The sequence below is a fragment of the Nonomuraea sp. NPDC005650 genome (assembly GCF_040605375.1).
GTDB lineage: Bacteria > Actinomycetota > Actinomycetes > Streptosporangiales > Streptosporangiaceae > Nonomuraea.
The window spans coordinates 222,298-240,796 of sequence record NZ_JBEXCR010000017.1 but is presented as its reverse complement, the minus strand read 5'-3'; the positions used below and the strand labels follow the sequence as shown (position 1 = coordinate 240,796).

Genomic DNA, 18,499 nt, shown 5'->3' with positions numbered 1-18,499 from the left:
ACTCCCTTTCACATACCGTCGGTATGCGAAGGTACGATATTGACGTACCATCGGTATGTCAATGGGACGGAATTCATGACCGACGGGGCCAGAGCCCGCCAGCGGGAGCAGACCAGGCGCACCCTGCTGCGCACGAGCCGACGACTGTTCGCGACCCGGGGCTACGCCGCGGTCGGCCTGGCGGAGATCGTGCACACCGCCGGGGTCACCAAGGGCGCGCTGTACCATCACTTCGCCGGCAAGGCCGACCTGTTCCGCGCGGTCCTCGAACAGGTGCAGCAGGAGGTCGCCCAGAAGGTGGCCGCGACCGCCGACGCCGAGGACGATCCCTGGGAGCAGTTGAAGGCGGGATGCCGCGCCTTTCTCATGGCGAGCACCGAACCGGACGTGCAACAGATCATGCTCATCGACGGCCCCGCAGTGCTCGGCTGGAGCGACTGGCGCGCGCTGGACGAGGCCGCTTCGGCCCGCCACCTGGCCGAAGCGCTCACCGTCCTCATCGAAGCGGGAATCATCAGGCCGCAGCCGGTCGAACCGCTCACCCACCTGCTGTCCGGTGCCATGAACGAGGCGGCACTGTGGCTGGCCAGGTCGACCGACCCCGGCGACCTGACCGACACCTGGACCGCGCTCGCACAGCTGCTCCAGGCACTACGCCCCGAGCCGACCTCCTCCGCCGCCGGAGCCCCGTCCGGGAACCGGAGCCCGAACGGCCCGGTTGATCAGTAGCCCGGGAAGACGCTGCGGAGCAGGTCGAGGTCGGCGGCGCCGGTCGCGGTCACCTCGCTGGGGGTGTACCTGGGGGCGAGGCGGCCGGAGACGAGCCGGAGCCAGGCCTCGGCGGGCAGGGCGATCGCGCCGTCGGGCTGCTCGGGAACGTCGAAGTCCACACTGATCGGCGTCTCCAGGCGCAGTGCGAAGACGGAGGCCGGCTCGGTCGTCGTGACCTGGAGGACCGCGCTCCGGCCGTCGAGCTGGTCCGCCTTGCCGAGCCAGGCCAGGAGGTCGGGCTTCCCGTGCAGGAGGGCCGCGCTCGCGTCCGGGGCCAGCGTGGCGTGCTCGTCGAAGCCGACGCGGACGTCCCACGAGTGCAGGGCGAACTCGTTGAGGCGCATTCGCGCCGCGGTCGCCAGGTCGACCGGTGCGGGCAGGAAGCCCAGGTCGATACGGAGCTTCTCGCGGGTGCCGGCGTCCAGCGACTCGTAGAAGGCGATGAGGGTCTGGCTCGTCTGGAGAAAGGCGTCGGCACGCTCCCGCCGGGTCCTGGCGTTCCACTTGTCCCAGACGGTCTGGTTGAAATCGGGGCCGGGGTGGGGCCGGTCGTCGAGGGCGGCCTGGAGGACGGCTCGCGCGATTTCAGCACCGCTGCCCAGGTGGCTGAGCACCTGTGAAATGTCCCAGTCGGCCGCGCCCGACGATCGGGCCAGGTCGTCGTCGCTGAAGCCGGACACCAGCCCGGCGAGGGTGTCGTGCCCGGTACGCAGTGCGGCTATGACCGTGTCGGCGTTGCTCATTCGTTCTCCAGAGGTTGATCGCCTGCAGGAATCCTTGCCGAAGCGGCGCACGCCTTCTGCCGTGAACCCCGCGTCGCACCGGGAAATCAACTTGCTTGAGCGCCAGAATATTTCGAAACAGCAGGGACGCCTTCCGCTCAAGATTCACAGGATGGCTGCCCTCAGATCGTCGGCCAGTTTCTCGGACGGGCCGGGGATGAACTCGAGGATGCTGCTGAGGGAGAACGCGGCCGCCTCAGGGGCGTCGCCGTCGATGGGGATGCCGGGGAGGTGCTTGGCGAACACCTCGGTGAGCGCCCGCCACACCTTCGGGTCCTCCGCGAGCGTCTTCAGGGAGGTGTCCATCGTGTACGGCTGCCGCGTGCCGAACCCCTCGGGCAGGCCGTAGCTCCAGGTGTGGCCGCCGCCGGAGATCTCGACGGTCTCTCCCGAGAACGGCAGCTCGACGAGCGCCTCCGTGCCGCCGGGGATGGCCACGTCCACGGTCACGAACGAGCCGGCGACGCGCCAGGCCACCCTGACCTCGCCGTGCACGGTCCAGTGGGTGAGCGCGGCACGGGTGAGGCCGCCGCCCGGCTTGGGCGCGATCCGCATCTTCCGGTAGCCGGGCTCGGCCGGTGACAGGCCGCCCACGGTCCGATGCAGCCAGTCGCAGACCGCGCCGAGGGCGTAGTGGTTGAGCGAGGTCATGCCGGTGGAGTTGAGCGTGCCGTCGGGCAGGACGGCGTCCCAGCGCTCCCAGATCGTGGTGGCTCCCATGGTGACCGGGTAGAGGAAGGAGGGGCAGCCGGTCTCCATCAGCATGAGGTAGGCCTCCTCCAGGTGGCCGGTCCGGCTGAGGGCCGGCAGCATCAGCGGGGTTCCTGCGAACCCGGTGGAGATCTTGAATCCGGCCTTGGCGACCAGCTCGGCCAGCCGCTTTCCGGCCTTCGCCTCCTGCCCGGGGTCGAGCAGGCCGAAGCAGACGGCCAGGGCGTAGGCCGTGGCGGTCTCCCCGGCGACGCGGCCGTTTCGCGTGACGTATTCGGCGCGGAACGCCTCGCGCACCCGGTCGGCCAGGTCGCTGAAATATCCGGCGTCCTCGGTGCCGAGGACGCGGGCGGTCTCGGCCATCTCGCGGGTGGTCCTGGCGAGGTAGGCGGCGGCGACCAGGTGCCGGTCGGTCTTGCCGCCCGCCGGGTTGTCTCCGGGCGCGTCGGGGTCGAGCCAGTCGCCGAACTGGAAGCCGCTGCTCCACAGGCCGTCGGCGTCCAGCCGGTTCGCCACGTCACGGGTGAAGGCGGCCATGGAGGCGTAGCAGCGGCGCAGGATCCCGGCGTCGCCGTACTCCTGGTAGAGCGTCCACGGCAGGCTGACCGCCACGTCGCTCCACAGGGCGGTGGGGGAGGAGGGGGTGGACAGCACGTCGGGCACGACCCAGGGGACATAGCCCTTCGAACGCTGTTCGGCGGCCAGATCCTCCAGCCACGAGCCCAGGACCGCGCGCACGTCGTAGAGGAAGGCGGCGGTGGGGGCGAAGGCGTTGATGTCCCCGGTCCAGCCGAGGCGTTCGTCCCGCTGGGGACAGTCGGTGGGCACGCCCACGAAGTTGTCCCGCATCGACCAGACGGCGTTGGCGTGCAGCCGGTCGAGCAGCTCGTCGGAGGTCTCCAGCCAGCCGGTGCGGCGCAGGTCGCTGTGCACCACGACGGCCTTGACCTCGTCGTACGGGCCGTCGATCTCGGCGTATCGGAAACCGTGGAAGGTGAAGCGCGGCTCCCAGGTGGCCGTGCCCCCGGCGTGGATGTAGCGGTCGGTGGCCTCCGCCGTGCGCAGGGTCTCGGTCTCCAGCTCGCCGTCCTTCAGGAGCTCGGCATGCCGGATGGTCACGCGCCGGCCGGCGTCGCCGGTCGCGGTCAGCCGTATCCAGCCGGAGATGTTCTGCCCGAAGTCGACGATCGTCCTGCCGCCTTCGGTGACGGTCCGCACCGGGGAGAGCTCCTCGATCCGCCTGATCGGATCGGCGACCGTGGGGACCAGCGTGTCCGGATCCCACGCGAACGGCTCCACCAGGGACCAGTCGCCGGTGAATCCGGGCTCGCTCCAGCCGTACGGCTCCCGCCGCGCGTCAAAGGTCTCCCCGTCGTAGAGGCTGTTGGCCACCACGGCGCCGGTCCCGGAAGTCCAGCTCTCATCGGTGGCGATGACGACGGTCCGTTCGCCGAAGGTCAGCTCCAGCCGCATGAACAGCGCGGGCCGGTCCGTGTAGTGGCCGCTCCTGCCCTCGTAGCCGATCCGGCCCCTGGCCCAGCCCTCGCCGACGATGGCGCCCAGGGCGTTGGCGCCGGTGCGCACCAGGGAGGTCACATCGTGGGTGCTGACCTGCAGCCGGTGCCGGTAGGAGGTCCAGCCCGGCGCCAGCACCTCGTCGCCGACCCTGGTGCCGTTCAGGTACGGCTCCACGATGCCCAGCCCGGTGACCTGCAGCGTGGCCAGGTCGGGCAGGTGTTCGGCGGTGAACTCGCCGCGGAAGTAGGGCGCGCTACCGCCCGGCTCGATCGGGAACGAAGGGGCCACGAACATGCGGGAACTCCTTAGCGGACGGACTTGATACGCAGGATGATCAGGCCGCCCAGCAGGGTGCAGGCGGCCGCCACGAGATAGAGCAGGGTGTAGTTCTTCTCCGTGCCGCTCACGCCGACGGCCAGGAAGAGCGGGGCGATGAACGGCGCCGCCGACTGGGGAATGGAGGTGGCGAAGCCGAACACCCCCATGTAGCGGCCCGCGTTCGTCTCCCGCTCGGGCAGCACGTCCAGGGCGAGCGCCTGGTCGACGGCGGAGAACATGCCGAGGCCCAGCGAGGAGATGATCGAGCCGGTGAACAGCGGCGGCGCGGCCGACGACCAGGCCATGATCAGCGTGCCCAGCGCGTAGATCGCCCCGGCGGCCAGGACGAAGACCCGGCGACGGCGCAGCCTGTCCGACAGGAAGCCGCCGCCCAGGGCACCTCCGGCGGTGGCCAGCACGCCGATGCCGGAGACCGCCGCGATCGTGCCCGCCACCTCCTTGACGTCCACGCCCAGGCGCGAGGCGAAGAAGAAGGCGGTGAAGGTGGTGTTGAGCGTCAGGCCGAAGTAGAAGGCGAAGCGCCCCGCCCAGTTGAGCGAGAAGTCGCGATATTTCATGACTGGCCAGGTGTACTTCAGGAGCAGCGACTTCACGGTCAGCGACTCGGCCGGCGACAGCGTACGGCTGTCGGCCTCGTCGACCAGCCACACGAACAGGCCGACCGTGATCACGCCGACGGCTCCGGGCACCAGGAAGAGCAGCAGGGCGTCGCCCGCGAGGCCCCCCGCGAACACCACGCCCATGACGGGCGCGATCAGCGTCGCGAACCCGCCCAGCCCGGCGACCTGGCCGCGCTGCTCCTCGGGCAGCCGGTCGGCCTGGGAGTTGAGCAGGTTTCCGAACGCGGTCCCCCACCCGAACTGCGCCAGCACCCAACCGAGACCGAGGAGGAGCACGCTGGGGGCCAGCGCCATCACCAGCAGGGAGACGACGCCGAGCAGCATCCCGCCGAGGATGAACGGGCGCCGGCGGCCCAGGCGGGTGCGGGTGCGGTCGCTCAGCGTGCCGAACACGGGGCCGGTGAGGAGCGGGACGAGGGCGCCGACGCCGGTGATGTAGCCGAGGTACTCCTCGTGGCCGGGCGCGAGCTCGTTGACCCGGATGGACAGGGAGATGGCCAAGGGCGTGATGAACGCCATGAAGACCCCGAACTGCGCCAGGACCATCAGCCAGATGTAGCGGGGGCCGACCCTTGGCAGGACGGGGATTACCGGTGTGCTCATGAGACCCCACAGGTCGGAGAGGGGGAGAGATGTGTCCCGGATGTTAACCACGCGCTACTTACACGTGCAAGTAGATGAAAGGTCTCATTTCCCCCAAAGCGCGTCCGGCCGTCAGGCGGATTCGCGTTCGACCACGTGGATGACGTCGGCCGGAAGCAGGTCCAGGCCCGGGTCCTCCTCGTTCAGCGCCCTGAGCAGGGCTCTGGCGATGTGCTCACCGATCTCGCCGCTGTCCTGGGCGACCGTCGTCAGAGGAGGTACGGCGAAGCGTGCCGCGGGGATGTCGTCGGCGCCGATGACCGGCAGGCTCGTGCCGAGGACGCGCATTCCGGCCAGCAGCGCCAGGGCCACCTCGTCGTGATAGGCGCAGACGGCGGTCGGCACGCCTCGCCAGCTCGCCACCGCCTCGGCTGCCGACCCGGCATCCATGGCGATGGTGGAGACCACCGGCTCCGGCAGCCCGGCCTCAGCGCACGCCTGCGCCGCGCCCTGCGCCCGTCCTCGCCCCAGCGCGGCCAGGCGGGGGTCGTCGGGCAGCACGTAGGCCAGCCGCTCGTGGCCCTTGGCGATCAGGTGCCGGGCCTGCAGCCGGCCCACGCCGTTGATCCACAGGGTGTCGCTCACGTCGTATCCGGGCTGTTCGGACGGGGGCAGGACGGCCGGGATGCGTACCCGTCGCATGGCCTCCAGCTCCTCGGCGGTGAAGGGCCGCATGCCGAAGACGGCGGCCGGGCTGAGGGCGCTCCAGAGCCGGGCCAGCTCGTCGTCGTGGCCGGCGTGCACGTGGGTGATGAGCGTCAGCCCGGCCTCGCCCAGCACCTGCGCGGCTCGGTCGACCAGTGCCGCCATGGTGTGGCCCTGCGGCCAGTCGGGCAGCACGAACAGCGCCACGTCACTGCGCCCGCTGCGCAAGGTGCGAGCGGGTGCGTAAGGCGTGTAGCCCAGGCGGGCCGCGGCCTGCAGCACGCGCTGCCTGGTCGCCTCGGGGATGGACTGGCCGGGCGTGTTGTTCAGCACGAAGCTGACCGTGGCCCGCGACAGGCCCGCCTCCCGCGCCACGTCGACGCTGGTGATCCTGCGCTTTTTGTCTGCCACGCTGCCCTCGTCGCCGTTGCCTGGTTGCTGGGGAGATGTTAACGTCTGCGTGCTTCCAGGTTACACGTGACAGTGCTGCGGGCTCATGGTCACTGACTAACACGTGTAAGTCAGGAGGTACTGCCTCTGACCTGCGCCAACAACGGAAACGGAGTGAACACCTTCATGCAGCGACTCACCGACCGCCGCGTTCTCATCACCGGCGCCGCCTCCGGCATCGGGCGGGCCACCGCGCTGCGACTGCTGTCGGAGGGCGCCCGCGTGTTGGCCGCCGACATCGCCGAGGACGGCCTGAAGGAGACTCTGGCCCTGGCCACCGAGCAGGGCACGGCCGACCGGCTCACCGTCACCCCCATCGACATCGCCGACGAGAGCTCGGTGAACGAGGCGGTGCCGGCGGCGGTCGCCGAGCTCGGCGGCCTGGACGCCTTGGTCAACACCGCGGCGATCCTGCGCGGCGCGCACACCCACGACTGCTCGCTGGAGCTGTGGAACCGCATCATCACCGTCAACCTGACCGGCACCTTCCTGGTGACCAGGGCCGCACTGCCCGCGCTGCTGGAATCGGGCCGGGGCGTGGTGGTCAACTTCAGTTCCACCGCCGCCTTCTTCGCCCACCCCTTCATGGCCGCCTACTCGGCCAGCAAGGGCGGCATCGCCTCCTTCACCCACAGCCTCGCCCTGGAGTACTCCAAGCAGGGGCTGCGCGCGGTCAACGTCGTGCCCGGCGGCATCAGCAGCGGCATCACCGACAACATCGGCTCCCTCGTGCCCGAGGACACCGACTGGAACCTCTTCCTCAAGCTGACCTCCGCGATCAGCGACGGACTGCCCGGCCCCGAGAACGTGGCCGGGGTGGTCGCCATGCTCGTCTCGGACGACGGCGCGTTCATCACCGGCACCGAGATCCGCGTCGACGGCGGCGCCCACATGTGATCACGAAGCCCGACGTACCCCGTGCCCGCCCGTTCAGGTCGGAACGTCCATGCGTTGCGTGCCGATGACCGCCAGCAGGCGCAGCGCCTGTTCGGACGGTGAGCCGGGGACGGCGGTGTAGATCACGACCCGCTGGTCCCGGTCGGTGATGTCGAGAACGTCGCAGTTGACGGTGACCGGGCCGACCAGCGGATGCTGGAAGGTCTTCGTCATGGCGGGTGCGCCGGCCACGTCGTGGGAGTCCCACAGCCGGGCGAACTCCTCGCTCCCCTCATGGAGCTCACGCACCAGCTCGGCCACCTCGGGGTCGTCGGGGTAGCGGGCAGCGGTGGCGCGCAGGTGGCTGGCCGAGAGGCGGGCGAACTCGTCCGCGTCCGACACCCCGTACAACCGCCGTCCCTGAGGGTGCGGTCCGAGGAAGACGCGGCGCACCAGATTGCGGTCGCGCCGCGAGATGGCGGAGAAGTCCTCCATGAGCGCGGCCGCCAGGTCGTTCCAGGCGATGATCTCGTACATCGCGGACGTCACGATCGCGGCCGCCTGCGGCAGCCGCCGCAGCAGGTCGAGGATGCTCTGGCGCACCTCGCGCGAGGGCCCCGGCGCGGGGGCGGGCGGTGCGCCGGCGAGCTGGTGGAGGTGGTCGCGCTCGGCGTCCGACAGGCGAAGCGCCCGGGCCAGTCCGGCCAGCACCTCGTGCGACGGGCGTGGACCGCGGGCCTGCTCCAGCCGGGTGTAGTACTCGGTCGAGATGAAGGCCAGCTGCGCCGCCTCCTCACGGCGCAACCCGGGCGTACGGCGGCGCGGCCCGGCAGGCAGCCCCACGTCAGCGGGGGTGATCCGCTCGCGCCTGCTGCGCAGGAAGGCCGCCAGTTCTCGTCTGTCCATACCCTTAGCTTGCACGAATGTGCGCAGTTCAGGCATGTACCGGTTGTACCTGGATAAGCCCGGCGCACTGCCGCAGGCTCACTGTCATGCACAACACCATTCCCGCCGACGACACGTCCATGGGGCTGCTGGCAGGCAAGGTCGCCTTCATCACCGGCGCCGGACGCGGCATCGGCGCCGCCGCGGCGCGGCTGTTCGCCCGGGAGGGCGCCCGGGTGCTGCTCGCGGCCCGTACGGAGGAACAGCTGAAAGCGGTGACCGAGGAGGTACGGGCGGCGGGCGGCACCGCCGGCTACGTGGTGTGCGACCTGGCCGACCCGGCCGGTGTGCGCGCCGCCGTCGATCGCGTCGTGGACCTGTACGGCCGGCTCGACGTCGCCTTCAACAACGGCGCGACCATCACGCCGCCCGGCCCGATGGACCAGGTGGACGAGGCCGACTTCGACCTCCTCTACACCGTGAACCTCAAGGGCCCGTGGCTGGCCATGGCCGCCGAGATCGCCGCCATCCGCGCCACCGCGGGCACGGGAGCCATCGTCAACAACTCCAGCGTCGGCAGCCTGATGGGCAACCCCGAACTGCCCGCCTACGGGGCGATGAAGCGGGCCGTCAACAGCCTCACGGAGTCGGCCGCCATCACCTATGGCCCCGAAGGAATCCGCGTCAACGCGATCGCCCCCGGCCACACGTCGACCGAGATGATCCGTACGTGGGAGAGCCACTCACCCGGCCTCGTCGAGCGGCTCAAGGCACGGAACCCGCTGCGCCGCGCGGCCGATCCCGACGAGATCGCCCAGGCCGCCGCCTGGCTGCTCAGCGACCGCGCCTCCTACGTGACCGGCACCGTCCTCAGAGTGGACGGCGGCGCACGCGCCTGACCGCCGCCCCGTCCGCCGCCCCGTCCGGCGGCCGGCCCCGCGCTCCGGCATGACCTGGGCGGGCTCGGCCTCGCACCGAGCCCGCTCTCAGGGACGGACCTGTGTCACGTCATCAGCGCTGCAGTGTCAGCAGCCCCGGCCGGTAGGGCAGGAGGCCGTAGTCGCCGCCGGAGCTGGGGTTGCGTCCCTGGTAGAGCAACTGCAGATTGCAGGGATCGACGGTCATGGTCTGATCGGCGCCGGCGCGGACCAGTTCGCCGTGGCTGATGTCGTTGGTCCAGGTGGCGCCGCTGTTGGCCTTGCCGGCGAAGGGGTTGCCCTCGGTCGCGGCCTGCGGTGTCCACGAGCCGCCCAGGCTGGTGGCGGTGAACGAGCGGAAGTAGCGGCCCTGCGCGCCGATCGCCTCGACGAGCATGAGGTAGCGGTTCTGGCCCTGGAGCTTGTAGACCTGAACGGCTTCGAACAGGTTGTTCGTCGTGTCGCTCATGACCACCGTCGAGGTCGCGCCGAAACTGCCCGGGAAGTTCCCGATGGGCATGCTGGCGCGGTAGATCTTGCCGTTGTCCCCGGCGAAGAACAGGTACATGTTCGTGCTGTCACCGATGAGGGTCTGGTCGATGGGGCCTGTTCCGGAGCCGGAGATGCTTCCGGAGAAGAGCACCTGCTGCGATGACCAGCCGTTCGGGTTGGTGGGGTCGGTGGAGGTCCGGTAGGAGAAGGCGGTCCCGCCCCACTGGTAGGCGAGCACCCAGATGTTCTTCGGGGCGAAGTAGAGGAGCGTGGGCGCGACGGTGGAGGAGGACATCGTGTTCTGGCTCGCCGAGGCCATGTCGGACCAGTTGGTGAAGAGGCCGAAGTTCATCGAACCCCACCTCGTCCCCGTGTCGTGCGTTGTGGCGTAGACGAGATGCCTGCCGTTGTAGGGGGCGACGGTGAAGTCCTTGAGCGAGACCCACCCCGACTTCGGGGTCGCCAGCGGGCCGGTCGACGTCCAGCGGTACGCCGACGGTAGATCGCACGTACCGGGGGTGCCGCCGTCGACCCGGACGAGCTGCCACTGCTGGTTGGTGCCGTTCCAGTCGTCGTACTGGACGATGTTCGCGCCGTCGGCGGTGGAGGCGCCCTGGACCTCCAGGGCCTTGTTGCTGTGGCGCGAGATGAACCTCACATAGCCGTCGGAGCTGTCGGCCAGCCGCCACTGCTGGTTGGTGCCGTTGCCGTCGGCCCATTGCACGATCGCGCCGCCGTTGGCGGTCGAGAGGTTGTAGACGTCGAGCACCTTGCCGGAGTGGCGGGACTTGACGCGGTAGTAGCCGCCGCCGGAGTCGACGAACTGCCATTGCTGCTGGTTCTGGTTGTTCCTGGTCCACTGGGTGATGCGGCCGCCGTCGGCGGTCGAGAGGTTGTAGACGTCCAGGGCCTTGCCGCTGTTGCGGTTGACCAGGACGTACCAGGCGTTGGTGTCGACGGTGGCCGCGCTGGCGGGCTGGATGGCGACGAACAGGCTCGCCAATAAGGTGGCCACCGTCGCGAGGACGGCCAGGGATCTGAATTTCACGATGTGCTCCGATTCATCCGACTCGGACGAGTTGCCACTGCTGGTTGGCGCCGTTCCAGTCGTCGTACTGGACGATGTTGGCGCCGTCGGCGGTGGAGGCGCCCTGGACCTCCAGGGCCTTGCCGCTGTGCCGGCTGATGAGGCGGACGTAGCCGCCGCTGTCGGCGACCCGCCACTGCTGGTTGGCGCCGTTGCCGTCGGCCCACTGGACGATCGCGCCGCCGTTGGCCGTCGAGAAGTTGTAGACGTCCAGGACCTTGCCGGACAGCCGCGACTTCAGCCGGTACCAGCCGCTCTCCGAGCTGACGAACTGCCACTGCTGCTGGTTGCCGTCGTTGCGGGTCCACTGGGTGATGCGGGCGCCGTCGTTGGTCGCGAGGTTGTAGACGTCCAGGGCCTTGCCGCTGTTGCGGTTGACCAGCGCGTACCAGGCGGTGGTGTCGATCGGCGACGGGTTGGAGGAGCCGCCGTTGAGGGCGTCGAGGGTGGCGGTGTAGGCGGCCTTCTTGTTGCCCGACGCGTCGAACAGCAGGGGGTTCTCCCCGGTGCGCCAGGAGTCGCTGTCCCGGATGCCCCAGACGGTGATGCCGGTGCAGCGGGAGACCGCCAGGCAGGCGCGGGTCACCGAGGCGAAGATGCCGGCCTGGTTGGAGCCCTGGGCGACGTCGAGTTCGGTGATCTGGACGTCGACGCCGAGATCGGCGAAGCGCTGCAGGTTGGCCTGGTAGTCGCCGGGGAGCGAGGTGCCCAGGTGGGACTGGAAGCCGACGCAGTCGATCGGCACGCCACGCGACTTGAAGTCGCGGACCATGTTGTAGACGCCGGTGCTCTTGGCGTTGATCCCGTCGGTGTTGTAGTCGTTGTAGCAGAGCTTCGCGCCCGGGTCGGCGGCGCGGGCGGCCCGGAAAGCGGCCTCGATCCAGTCGTTGCCGGTGCGCTGGAGGATCGAGTCGCGCCGCCCGCCGCTGCCGCCGTCGGCGAAGGCCTCGTTGACGACGTCCCACGAGTGGATCTTGCCGCGGAAGTAGGTGGCGACCTGCGTGACGTGGTTGATCATGGCACTGCGCAGGGTCGAGCCGGACAGGCTCTGCGCCCAGCCGGGCATCTGCGAGTGCCACAGCAGGGTGTGACCGCGGATCTTCATGCCGCGCCCGCTCGCGTGGTTCACGATCCGGTCGGCGTTGGCGTAATTGAAGGAGTTGCGGGACGGCTCGGTGGCGTCCCACTTCATCTCGTTCTCGGCGGTGACCTGGTTGAACTCCCGGTTGAGGAGGTTCACGTAGGTCGAGTCGCCGAGCTTGCCTGCGGCGATGGCGGCGCCGAAGTAGCGTCCGCCGTGCTCGGCCGCCGATGCGCCCAACGTGGAGGCGGCATCCACCGAGCTGGGGAGCGCCGCCGACAGGCCGGCGACGACCAGCCCGGCGGCGAGGGCGGATAAGAGCCGTTTCATATGAGGTTCAGGCCTTTCTGGGCAGCCATATCAGGGGGTGGTGAGGTCGAAGCGGCGTACGGTCGCCGCGCCGCCGAGGGACTGGGTGGCGTAGTTGAAGATCCCGAAGCGGTAGCCCATGAAGAACTGCCAGGCGTTGTTCAACGTGAAGGCCGGGCCGAGGCTCACGAAGTTGCTGCCGTCGGTGCTGTAGGAGAAGCGGGCCTGCCTGCCCGAACCGGGCCTGATGTCGGCGTTGACCCGCAACCAGATCCGGCCGCCTGAGATGTTCGCGCTCGCCGCCTCGGTGCCGGTGCCGGTGGTCTGCCACGAGCTGTTCATGGTCAGCCCGTTGGTCATCACGACCCGGTTGACGCCGTTGTCGCGTTTGACGCCGATCCAGGCCGACTGGTCGCGCAGCATCGCCAGCCCGGCGCGGTCGCCGTTGGCCAGCTGCGAGTAGTCGAGCTCGATCGTCGCCGTCGACGACGGGCCCTGGATGCGGTGGGTCAGCGTGTTCCGGGCGTTGTAGAGGTCGTTGGTGACCGTCGCGGTCTCCAGGCGCAGGCCGTTGCCGGTGGAGAAGCGGCTGGTGTCGGGGTTGTGGTTCCACTCCCAGCGGGGCCCGAGGGTGACTGAGGTGAAGGTGTCGGGGCCGATCATGGGGGCCACGGTCCGGCTGGTCTGGATGTTCGGCTTCGGGTAGTTGACGCCCCACCCGCCGTTGACGGTCTGCACGGTCGGCCAGTCATTGGTCCAGGTGATCGGCGCGAGCGCGGGGACCCGGCCGCCGGGGTAGGCGTCGACGAACGACATGTAGTACCAGTCGCCGTTCTGGGTCTGGACGAGCCCGCCCTGGTGGGGGACGCCGCCGCCGGAGATGGGGCCGGGCATGTCGAGCAGGACCTGGCGCATCTCGTACGGGCCCCACGGCGACGTGGAGCGGAGCACGTACTGGCCGTTGGCGGGGCGGGTCAGCCAGATGTAGTAGTAGCCGTTGCGCTTGTAGAAGCGGGAGCCCTCCAGGGTGCCGACGTTGCTCGGAGTCTGGAACACCTGCTGCGAGCGCACCTGGCTGAGCCCGTCGGCCGAGAGCTGGGCCACGCTGATGGTGCCGTTGCCGTAGGCGACGTACATGGTGTCGTTCGTGTCGACCAGCAGGCCGGCGTCGTAGTAGCAGTTGTTGATCTGCGAGCGCTTGGTCCACGTGCCGTCGACGGCCGAGGCGGTGTAGACGTAGGTCCGGTTGAACTCGACGCAGCCGATCCAGTAGTAGGTGCTGTTGCTGGTGCGGTAGTTGAAGGCCGAGGCCCAGATGCCCTTCACGTACGCCCGGCCGCCGTTGAGGTCGTAGGCGGCGGAGTTGAAGTCGAGCCTCGGGACCGAATGCCCGGCGTACTCCCAGTCGACCAGGTTGTAGGAGCGCAGGATCGGCGCGCCCGGCGAGTAGTGCATCGTCGAGGCCGAGTAGTAGTAGGCGTCGCCGACCCGGATGATGTCGCCGTCGGCGAAGTCCTGCCAGACGACCGGGTTGGTGTAGTCGCCGCCCGGGTTCGGGGCGCTGCCGATCGGGACGAGCTGCCATTGCTGGTTGCCGCCGCCCCAGTCGTCGTACTGGACGATGCCGGCGTTGTCGGCGGTGGAGGCGTTCTGGACCTCCAGGGCCTTGGCGCTGTTGCGGTTGATCAGCCGTACGTATCCGCCCGTCGAGTCGGCCAGGCGCCACTGCTGGTTGGTGCCGTTGTGGTCGGCCCACTGGACGATGGGGCCGCCGTTGGCGGTGGAGGAGTTGTTGACGTCCAGGACCTTGCCGCTGTTACGGGACTTGAGGCGGTAGTAGCCGCCGCCGGAGTCGACGAACTGCCATTGCTGCTGGTTGCCGTTGTTACGGGTCCACTGGGTGATCCGGCCGCCGTCGGCCGTGGAGGCGTTGTAGACGTCCAGGGCCTTGCCGCTGTTGCGGTTGACCAGGACGTACCACGCGTTGGTGTCGACCGTGGCGGCCGACGCCGTGGGCGTGAGGAGCACGCCCACGAGCAGCAGGGACGAGAGAACCGCGAGCACGCGCCGCACAGGAACGGGTGACATCCGAAGCTCCTTGACTGGATCGAGGAGGGTGGCCACGAAATCTGTTAGCGTTAACATTCGATTCGGCAAAGCTGCATGGTCTACTTCGCTAAGTACGTTGTCGCGGAGTACATCCGACTGCCCGAGCCGGCGTCAACGCGAGGCGACCCCTGCCGACCTGGGTGTCGCCGACGGAACGTCGCCCCGCCTGGACATTCGTCCGGAGGGAGATCGCAGCGCATCGCCCTCGAATGTGAAAGTTTCACAGAAGTTACCTGCCGGCAACTGGGGAATTCGAATCAACGAGGCGTTAACTTGCTGGCGCCGCGCCACGGCAGCGATGAGAAACGGCTTCGGCCGGAGACCGAAATGTACCTGGATACACTCCCGATATGAGCTCGACCGGAGAACCCCCCATGGGCGAATCGGCACCTTCGGTACCACTGACCCTGACTCAGCTGGCCGAACTGGCAGGAGTGTCCACCGCTACAGTCTCCAAGGTCATCAACGGTCGGTCGGAGGTCGGGCCGACGACCCGCGCGCTCGTCGAGAGGCTCATCGAGGAACACGGCTATCGCCGGCAGCGTCGCCGCATCAAGCCGGCAAGCCTCATCGAAGTCGTCTTCCATGAGCTTGCCGGAGACTACCCGACAGAGATCGTCAAGGGAGTTCAGCAGGTCGCATGGGCCCATGGCCTGAGCGTGGTGCTCTCCGAACTCGGCGGCCGGCACACTCCCGGGCCCAGATGGATCGGGGACCTGCTCACCCGCCGTCCCGCCGGTGTGATCACCGTGTTCTCCGGGCCGGAGGACGATCAGCGCGTACGGCTGGCGACCCAGGAGATTCCCCTGGTGGTGCTGGACCCTGCGGGCAATCCGGGGCTCGGCGTACCGTCCGTGGCCGCCACGAACTGGAGCGGCGGCCTGGAGGCGACCCGTCACCTGCTCGAACTGGGTCACCGCCGCATCGCGATGATCACCGGACCCGCGTTCGCGCTCTCCAGCCGGGCTCGGCTGGATGGTTACCGTGCCGCTCTTGACGCCGCGGGTGTGCCGGTGGACCCCGCTCTCATCCGCGAGGGAAACTTTCAGATCGAGGACGGGATAGCCCACACTCGTCAATTGCTGAAACTGCCCGAGCCGCCCACCGCGATTTTCACCGCCAACGACGGGCAGGCCATCGGTGTCTATCATGCGGCTCATGAGCTGCGGTTACGCATTCCCGACGACCTGAGCGTGATCGGCTTCGACGACATGCCGGTCTCGCGCTGGGCGATACCGCCGCTCACCACCATTCACCAGCCGCTGCGCGAGATGGGTGCCACGGCCGCGGCCATGCTGATCAGCCTGGCCGAAGGGGAGATTCTGCAGCAGAAGAGGGTGGAGCTGGGGACCGAGCTCATAGTCCGCGAGAGTACGGCTGCTTTGCGGCGCAGCCGGGATCCGTCCTGATCTTGATTAAGTTACTGCCACCGCGGCGCGGACGTAGCGCTGGGGCCATGGCGTGCGTGGGAGGCGAGGGGCTGTGACGGAACTCCGGGAGACCGTGCTCGGCGACCCTGCCGAGCTGCCCGGACGTAGCTTGGGCGGGCGGCTGTTCGGGGGCTTGCTGCTCCTCCTCGCGCTGGCGATCTGCGGCGCCGGGGTGGACAAGGCGCTGACCGCGGCCAAGGTGAACGGCGTGCAGGGGACGCTGACCGTGGAGCGGTGCTGGATGCAGGAGCGCAGCGGCAGGGCGTTCGACGAGCCGCGCTGCTCGGGGAGGTTCCGGCCGGACGGGGGCGGAGAGCCGGTGGAGAACGCCGAGTACCGGGGCGGTGGCGCGGCGAATGTCGCGGTCGGCCAGGAGCTTGAGGTGCACCGGTCCGGCGCGACGTACAAGCTGTCCGGCGGCAGGGGCCTCGCGCAGGGCGTGATGGCGGTCTCCGGAGGGCTGGCCTTCTCGGCGCTGGCGGTGCCGTTCCTCGCGACGGGGATTCAGCCGCGCTGGTTCGGGCGCGGCCAGAACCGTACGCGGGTGCTGGCCATGGTGACGTTCGGGATCAAAGGGACGACGGCCGGGCGCGTGCGCAACGCGCTGCTGCTCGTCGGGCTCGTGGGCATGGCCGTCTCCTACATCACCTTCGGAGCCATGAGCTGAGGCGGGGCCGTATCGTCCGCCCCGCGATGGATAGGATCTCGGCCATGACGTCCGGCGAGGTTCCCGGCGAGCGGTTCCTCCTGCTCGTCTACCGCGTGCCCTCCACCACCTCCCGGGCCCGGGTGGCCGTCTGGCGCGAGCTCAAGCGCATGGGGGCGCTCTACGTCCAGCAGGCCGTGTGCGTGCTGCCCGACCGGCCGGGCGTCCGCGAACGCCTCGACAAGATCCGCGCCCGCATCGGCGAGCTGGAGGGTGAGAGCATGCGCTTCGTGCTCGACGACATCGACGAGCACGAGCGCCGCACGCTGGTCGGCTCCTTCAAGGAGAACTCCGCGAAGGAGTACGCCGAGATCGTCGAGGAGTGCGACACCAGGTTCTTCAAGGAGATCGAGTTCGAGCGCTTCCGCGGCAACTACACCTTCGAGGAGGCCGAGGAGATCCGGCAGGACCTGGAGAAGCTCAAGCGCTGGCTGCTCAAGGTCGAGGAGCGCGACTGGATGGCCGCGCCCGGCAGGGACGAGGCGACGGCCAAGGTGGCCGAGTGCGAGCAGTTGCTGGAGGCGTTCGAGGCGGACGTCTACGAGCGCGTGGGCGGCTCCGGGCGAGGATGAGCGGGGTCACCGCACGAAAAGCCGGTACGAAACTCGTGCTCCCGCACAAATCGGCCCACTGGCCCGGCCGGGTATGTTGCGCCAATGGACACCCATGACCTCGTGCTGAGCGGCGCCCGGGTCCTCGACCCGGAGACCGGTCTCGACACCGTCGCCCACGTAGGCGTGACCGGCGGCGCGATCTCGGCCGTCTCCACGCGTGCGCTGTCCGGCCGTGAGCACCTCGACGTCTCCGGGCTGGCGATCGCGCCCGGCTGGATCGACCTGCACAGTCACTCCCACACCGTCGCCGGGCACCGGCTGCAGGCGCTCGACGGCGTCACCACGGTGCTCGACCTGGAGGCGGGGCTCAGCCCCGTGGCGGAGGCGTACGCGGAAGCAGCGGCGGAAGGGCGCCCGCTCAACTACGGCTTCTCCGCCTCCTGGGGCATGGCCAGGATGGCCGCGGTCGGCGGGATGCCGCGCGGGGGAGGGCTGGCCGCCGCGCTCGGCGCCCTCGGCAGCCCGGCCTGGCAGGCGGAGGCGAGCCGGGCACAGCTCCAGGCGCTGCTCGGGCTGATCGAGGCCGACCTCGCCGACGGCGCGCTCGGGATCGGCCTGCTGATCGGGTACGCGCCCAGGGTGGACCCCCACGAGTACGTCGCGGTCGCCGCGCTGGCCGCCAAGGCGGGCACGCCCACCTACACGCACGCCCGCGACCTGGTCGAGCAGACTCCCGACCTGCCGATCGACGGCGCCGAGGAGATCGTCAAGGCGGCCGCGGAAACAGGCGCCCACATGCACTACTGCCACGTCAACAGCACGTCGCTGCGCCAGCTCGACCGGGTGCTGGCGCTGGTGGAGCGGGTGCGGGCCGAGGGCGCGCGGGTGACCACCGAGGCGTACCCCTACGGCGCGGGGATGACCGGTATCGGCGCCGCCTTCCTCGCCCCCGAGGCCCTGCCCGCCTCCGGCATCGGGCCGGAGTCCATCGTCTACGTCCCCACGGGAGAACGGGTCGCCGACGCCGAGACGCTCCGCAGGCTGCGTGCCGCCGACCCGGGCGGGCTCGCCGTCATCCACTTCTTCGACGAGGACGACCCCGCCGACCTGGCCTTCGTCGACCGGGCCCTGCTCAGCCCCGGCACCGTCGTGGGCTCCGACGCCATGCCGCTGACCTGGGTGGGCGGGCCGCCCGAGCCGCTCGCCTGGCCGCTGCCGCCGTCCGCCGTCACGCATCCGCGCACGGCGGGCACGTTCTCGCGCGTGCTGCGCCGCCACGTCAGGGAGACGGGCCGCCTCACGCTGCTGGAGGCGGTGGCCCGCTGCAGCCTGCTCCCCGCCCGGGTGCTGGAGGACGCCGTGCCCGCCATGCGGCGCAAGGGCAGGATCCAGCCGGGCTGCGACGCCGACCTGGTCGTCTTCGACCCGGAGACCGTCGGCGACCGGGCCACCTACGCGCGCAGCACCACCCCGTCGGCCGGCTACGCGCACGTCCTGGTCGGCGGCCGGTTCGTGGTGCGTTCAGGGGCGCTCCTGCTCGACGCGCTGCCCGGCCGTCCCATCAGGCGCTGAGCC

General features: G+C 69.7%; 15 protein-coding genes. 7 read left to right on the top strand and 8 right to left on the bottom strand.

The genetic code is table 11. The features are described 5' to 3' along the window. The first annotated feature begins 75 nt into the window (after positions 1-75). On the top strand, positions 76-729 hold the full coding sequence (locus ABZS69_RS29225) for a TetR/AcrR family transcriptional regulator (RefSeq protein ID WP_355378155.1): 654 nt from the start codon (positions 76-78) through the stop codon (positions 727-729). Here the strand turns inward: ABZS69_RS29225 and ABZS69_RS29220 are convergent. The 4 genes from ABZS69_RS29220 to ABZS69_RS29205 form a co-directional block, all read right to left on the bottom strand. Beyond that, positions 723-1,514 (bottom strand): maleylpyruvate isomerase family mycothiol-dependent enzyme, encoded by a 792-nt coding sequence (locus ABZS69_RS29220; protein WP_355378154.1) that lies wholly within the window; start codon positions 1,512-1,514, stop codon positions 723-725. The two genes, ABZS69_RS29225 and ABZS69_RS29220, sit on opposite strands and share 7 nt — an antisense overlap. Before the next feature lie 144 nt (positions 1,515-1,658). Then, positions 1,659-4,076, bottom strand: a complete 2,418-nt coding sequence (locus ABZS69_RS29215; RefSeq protein ID WP_355378152.1) for a family 78 glycoside hydrolase catalytic domain — start codon at positions 4,074-4,076, stop codon at positions 1,659-1,661. Between the two features lie 11 nt (positions 4,077-4,087). Further along, positions 4,088-5,344 carry an MFS transporter gene (locus ABZS69_RS29210; protein ID WP_355378150.1) on the bottom strand — a complete coding sequence of 419 codons (1,257 nt, stop codon included), beginning with the start codon at positions 5,342-5,344 and terminating at the stop codon, positions 4,088-4,090. A 111-nt stretch (positions 5,345-5,455) separates the two neighbouring features. Further along, positions 5,456-6,439 (bottom strand): LacI family DNA-binding transcriptional regulator, encoded by a 984-nt coding sequence (locus tag ABZS69_RS29205; RefSeq protein ID WP_355378148.1) that lies wholly within the window; start codon positions 6,437-6,439, stop codon positions 5,456-5,458. A gap of 165 nt (positions 6,440-6,604) precedes the next feature. Between ABZS69_RS29205 and ABZS69_RS29200 the strand changes: the two genes are divergently transcribed. Next, entirely contained in the window at positions 6,605-7,375 is a 771-nt protein-coding gene (locus tag ABZS69_RS29200) for an SDR family oxidoreductase (RefSeq protein WP_355378146.1), read from the top strand. Between the two features lie 33 nt (positions 7,376-7,408). Here the strand turns inward: ABZS69_RS29200 and ABZS69_RS29195 are convergent, their stop codons facing one another. Continuing rightward, positions 7,409-8,260: a helix-turn-helix transcriptional regulator gene (locus tag ABZS69_RS29195; RefSeq protein ID WP_355378145.1), complete on the bottom strand. Its 852-nt coding sequence runs from the start codon at positions 8,258-8,260 to the stop codon at positions 7,409-7,411. Positions 8,261-8,346: 86 nt separating this feature from the next. Here ABZS69_RS29195 and ABZS69_RS29190 point away from each other — a divergent pair, with 86 nt between their 5' ends. After that, on the top strand, positions 8,347-9,138 hold the full coding sequence (locus ABZS69_RS29190) for a glucose 1-dehydrogenase (RefSeq protein ID WP_355378143.1): 792 nt from the start codon (positions 8,347-8,349) through the stop codon (positions 9,136-9,138). 112 nt (positions 9,139-9,250) lie between these two features. On the opposite strand, the gene ABZS69_RS29185 is transcribed toward ABZS69_RS29190, so the two are convergent. The 3 genes from ABZS69_RS29185 to ABZS69_RS29175 are packed head-to-tail and all read right to left on the bottom strand — an operon-like array spanning position 9,251 to position 14,213. Then, complete coding sequence (locus ABZS69_RS29185; RefSeq protein WP_355378221.1) at positions 9,251-10,663, bottom strand: non-reducing end alpha-L-arabinofuranosidase family hydrolase; 1,413 nt, start codon at positions 10,661-10,663, stop codon at positions 9,251-9,253. 46 nt (positions 10,664-10,709) lie between these two features. Beyond that, positions 10,710-12,146: an endo-1,4-beta-xylanase gene (locus tag ABZS69_RS29180; protein WP_355378141.1), complete on the bottom strand. Its 1,437-nt coding sequence runs from the start codon at positions 12,144-12,146 to the stop codon at positions 10,710-10,712. Between the two features lie 30 nt (positions 12,147-12,176). Continuing rightward, a complete protein-coding gene (locus ABZS69_RS29175; RefSeq protein ID WP_355378139.1) occupies positions 12,177-14,213 on the bottom strand; it encodes a family 43 glycosylhydrolase in 2,037 nt (678 codons plus the stop codon). 371 nt (positions 14,214-14,584) lie between these two features. Here ABZS69_RS29175 and ABZS69_RS29170 point away from each other — a divergent pair, with 371 nt between their 5' ends. The 4 genes from ABZS69_RS29170 (at position 14,585) to ABZS69_RS29155 (ending at position 18,496) form a co-directional block, all read left to right on the top strand. Continuing rightward, positions 14,585-15,643, top strand: coding sequence for a LacI family DNA-binding transcriptional regulator (locus ABZS69_RS29170; RefSeq protein WP_355378138.1), 1,059 nt, complete (start codon positions 14,585-14,587; stop codon positions 15,641-15,643). A 73-nt stretch (positions 15,644-15,716) separates the two neighbouring features. After that, on the top strand, positions 15,717-16,331 hold the full coding sequence (locus ABZS69_RS29165) for a hypothetical protein (protein ID WP_355378136.1): 615 nt from the start codon (positions 15,717-15,719) through the stop codon (positions 16,329-16,331). Positions 16,332-16,375: 44 nt separating this feature from the next. After that, complete coding sequence (locus tag ABZS69_RS29160) at positions 16,376-16,942, top strand: Chromate resistance protein ChrB (RefSeq protein WP_355378134.1); 567 nt, start codon at positions 16,376-16,378, stop codon at positions 16,940-16,942. A gap of 84 nt (positions 16,943-17,026) precedes the next feature. Continuing rightward, positions 17,027-18,496 (top strand): amidohydrolase family protein, encoded by a 1,470-nt coding sequence (locus ABZS69_RS29155; RefSeq protein ID WP_355378132.1) that lies wholly within the window; start codon positions 17,027-17,029, stop codon positions 18,494-18,496. The last annotated feature ends 3 nt before the right edge of the window (positions 18,497-18,499 follow it).

Excerpts from the sequence above, each read along its gene's own strand:
- ABZS69_RS29225 (WP_355378155.1), top strand. The coding sequence starts at position 76 with ATGACCGACGGGGCCAGAGCCCGCCAGCGGGAGCAGACCAGGCGCACC.
- ABZS69_RS29220 (WP_355378154.1), bottom strand. The coding sequence starts at position 1,514 with ATGAGCAACGCCGACACGGTCATAGCCGCACTGCGTACCGGGCACGAC.
- ABZS69_RS29215 (WP_355378152.1), bottom strand. The coding sequence starts at position 4,076 with ATGTTCGTGGCCCCTTCGTTCCCGATCGAGCCGGGCGGTAGCGCGCCC.
- ABZS69_RS29210 (WP_355378150.1), bottom strand. The coding sequence starts at position 5,344 with ATGAGCACACCGGTAATCCCCGTCCTGCCAAGGGTCGGCCCCCGCTAC.
- ABZS69_RS29200 (WP_355378146.1), top strand. The coding sequence starts at position 6,605 with ATGCAGCGACTCACCGACCGCCGCGTTCTCATCACCGGCGCCGCCTCC.
- ABZS69_RS29195 (WP_355378145.1), bottom strand. The coding sequence starts at position 8,260 with ATGGACAGACGAGAACTGGCGGCCTTCCTGCGCAGCAGGCGCGAGCGG.
- ABZS69_RS29190 (WP_355378143.1), top strand. The coding sequence starts at position 8,347 with ATGCACAACACCATTCCCGCCGACGACACGTCCATGGGGCTGCTGGCA.
- ABZS69_RS29180 (WP_355378141.1), bottom strand. The coding sequence starts at position 12,146 with ATGAAACGGCTCTTATCCGCCCTCGCCGCCGGGCTGGTCGTCGCCGGC.
- ABZS69_RS29175 (WP_355378139.1), bottom strand. The coding sequence starts at position 14,213 with ATGTCACCCGTTCCTGTGCGGCGCGTGCTCGCGGTTCTCTCGTCCCTG.
- ABZS69_RS29170 (WP_355378138.1), top strand. The coding sequence starts at position 14,585 with ATGAGCTCGACCGGAGAACCCCCCATGGGCGAATCGGCACCTTCGGTA.
- ABZS69_RS29160 (WP_355378134.1), top strand. The coding sequence starts at position 16,376 with ATGACGTCCGGCGAGGTTCCCGGCGAGCGGTTCCTCCTGCTCGTCTAC.
- ABZS69_RS29155 (WP_355378132.1), top strand. The coding sequence starts at position 17,027 with ATGGACACCCATGACCTCGTGCTGAGCGGCGCCCGGGTCCTCGACCCG.